Raw genomic sequence first — 2,447 nt, forward strand, 5'->3', positions numbered from 1 at the left:
TCGCCAGCCTCGTCTCCGACCGCACGGCCAACATCTGAAAACATGCCACGACCAGGCCAAACACGCCTCACCCACTATCACGCACCAACTCGTAAAGGTCCTGCGTGAGAGCGACCCCGACTTCGTCCTGCTGGACGGCACCCTCGCCGAGTGCGACCGGGTCGGCGACTCACGCGCGGACTACTCCCACAAGCACCGTCGGCACGGGGTGAACGTGCAGGTGGTCACGGATCCGGACGGCCGACTGCTGTGGCTCTCACCCGCGTTGCCCGGCCGGGCTCACGACCTGACCGCCGCCCGCACCCACCGGATCAGGCCCACCGGACAGCCACCCAAAGTCGACTCCGTGACCTATTTGACGCGATCCTCTACGTCAACCGCACGGGGATCACCTGGAAATACCTCCCGCACGACTTCCCGGGCCACGGCACGGTCTATTTCTACTACGCGGCCTGGCGAGATGAGGGAATCTTCGCCCAGCTCAACTACGACCTCATCGGGCTGGCCCGCGTCAGGGAGGGCCGTACACCCGAGCCGGCCGCCTCGGTTACTGACTTCGGCTTGTCAGGGTGACTTTGGATCGTCGAGGGCCAGGCCGGTGCCGGCTATGAAGCCGTCGAGGGTGTCTGGCCGGTACTGCAGGCGCTTGAGCCTGTTGCGTACGAGGGTCTCGAGTCGGTCGAGGGCGACGACGGCGAGGTTGGCGAGGCTGCGTTTGACGTGCGCCCATACCCACTCGACGGGGTTGAGGTCGGGTGAGTACGCGGGCAGCAGAAACACCGTCAGCCATTCACGCTCGGCGATCAGCTCGCGCATGGCGTGGGAGACGTGGGTGTTCAGCCGGTCCCACACCAGCACGATCGGCGCCTTGACGAGCTGGTGAACGCCGTCGATCAGCGCGATGAAGTCCCGCTCGCCCATGCTGCGTCGCTTGTCCTTGCCCGCTCGGTGGGTGCGCAGACGATGGCACAGCCGGGTCCGGGAACCAGGCCGCATGGCGATCAGCCCGGCCACCGACAGGCGCCCCGAGCGGCGGCCACTGACGGTCACGACCGGGGTGTGACCGCGCCGACCCCAGGTTCGTCCTTTGGGCGGCCGCCGGGTGAACCCGGCTTCGTCTTCGAAGCAGAGTAGCCTCCGCAGGCCGCCCGGGCTCTTTTACCTCAGCCCAGGTCGCCTCCTTCCACGCGGTCACGGCCTGCTCATCTCGCTCGGCGACCCGTCGCGCGGGCACCTGCGGGCTGAAGCCGAGCCGATGCATCAGCCTCGTTGCACCCGAGACGCTGTAGGAGACGTGGAACTTCCTGCCGATCAGCGTGGCCACCCTCGCCGCGGTCCATACCTGATCCTCCACCCAGCCATGCGCGGCCGGCCCTCGCTCGAGATACCCGGCGAGCTTCTCCAAGCAGCGCGGAGACAGACGGCATCGCGACCCGCCCGGGCCACGGGAGGCCAGAGCCTCACGACCGCCGTCCCGCCACAGCTGGTGCCACTGGTAGGCCGATTTCAGGCTCACCCGGAGGCGTCTTGCGACCTCCGGCAGCTTGATCTTCCGCTCGAACAGCTCGGCCGCCTGCATCCGTATAGTCTCCCGGCGCTGCCGCCCCGCAGCGGTCAGCCCGCCCCCATCCGCATACCTCACACAGCAGAGATGCAGCCACCGCTCCGGGCCCTTCAGGAACTTCGCGAAGATTCACCCTGACGAGCCGAAGTCAGTATCGACACCTAGAGCATCAAGACCTCCACCAACGTGCCCGTGGCCAGCCAGGGAACCGATGCCGCGAAGAAGATCGTGGGCCGGAAGCGCGGCATCCTCACCGACACGATCGGCCTGGTCCTCGCCGGCGCGGGCCTCTCCGAGAACGCCATGGGCATACGCCTCCTCGACCAGGTAAAAGAGACCTACCCGGCCATCGCGAAAAGCTGGGTGGATACCGGCTTCAAGAATTCCGTTGTCGAGCACGGCGCCCGCCTGGGGATCGACGTCGAAGTGGTCCACAGAAACCCCGGAGTTCGCGGCTTTCACGTAAGGCGCTGGGTAGTGGAGCGGAGTATCGGCTGGATCATGATGCACCGCCGACTCGCCCGCGACTACGAGACCCTCGCCACCAGCTCCGAACCCATGATCCACATCGCCTCGATCGACGCCAAGCGCATAACAGACGAGACCACACCAACCTGGCGAGGAACCTACTACTGACCTTGAATGCGTGATGTCGTCATGGTGGCTGGTGCCGGAGGCTGGTGCCTGTGAGGCAGCCGTCGAGGACGTCGGGGCGGTACTGGAGCTGGCGTAGGCCGCGCCGGACGGCGGTGATCAGATCGTCAGGGTCGGCGAAGGCACGATTGGCCGTGGTGGTGCGTCGTAGGACGGACCAGATGCCCTCGACCGGGTTGAGGTCGGGTGCGTAGGGCGGCAGTTGGAAGACGGTGAGCCAGTCGCGGTC

2 protein-coding genes and 3 pseudogenes are annotated in these 2,447 nt (G+C 66.6%); 3 read left to right on the forward strand and 2 right to left on the reverse strand.

The annotated features are described in order from the left end of the window. Positions 1-121 precede the first annotated feature (121 nt). Positions 122-313 (forward strand): annotated as a pseudogene (locus ACZ6CZ_RS37930) (transposase family protein); the annotation flags it as partial. Next, positions 287-555 (forward strand): annotated as a pseudogene (locus ACZ6CZ_RS37935) (transposase); the annotation flags it as partial. The pseudogenes ACZ6CZ_RS37930 and ACZ6CZ_RS37935, both read left to right, overlap by 27 nt. A gap of 9 nt (positions 556-564) precedes the next feature. On the opposite strand, the gene ACZ6CZ_RS37940 reads toward ACZ6CZ_RS37935, so the two are convergent. Further along, a protein-coding gene (locus ACZ6CZ_RS37940; protein ID WP_469030660.1) for an IS630 family transposase occupies positions 565-1,642 on the reverse strand; the annotation gives its coding sequence in 2 pieces (ribosomal slippage) (positions 565-1,132 and positions 1,131-1,642; 1,080 coding nt in all). Positions 1,643-1,729: 87 nt separating this feature from the next. On the opposite strand from ACZ6CZ_RS37940, the pseudogene ACZ6CZ_RS37945 reads away from it, so the two are divergent. Continuing rightward, positions 1,730-2,200, forward strand: a pseudogene (locus ACZ6CZ_RS37945) (transposase); the annotation flags it as partial. 19 nt (positions 2,201-2,219) lie between these two features. Here the strand turns inward: ACZ6CZ_RS37945 and ACZ6CZ_RS37950 are convergent. Then, a partial coding sequence (locus ACZ6CZ_RS37950) for a transposase (RefSeq protein WP_469030662.1) occupies positions 2,220-2,447 on the reverse strand: 228 nt, incomplete at its 5' end.

Source organism: Streptomyces sp. NPDC041135 (genome assembly GCF_055592085.1).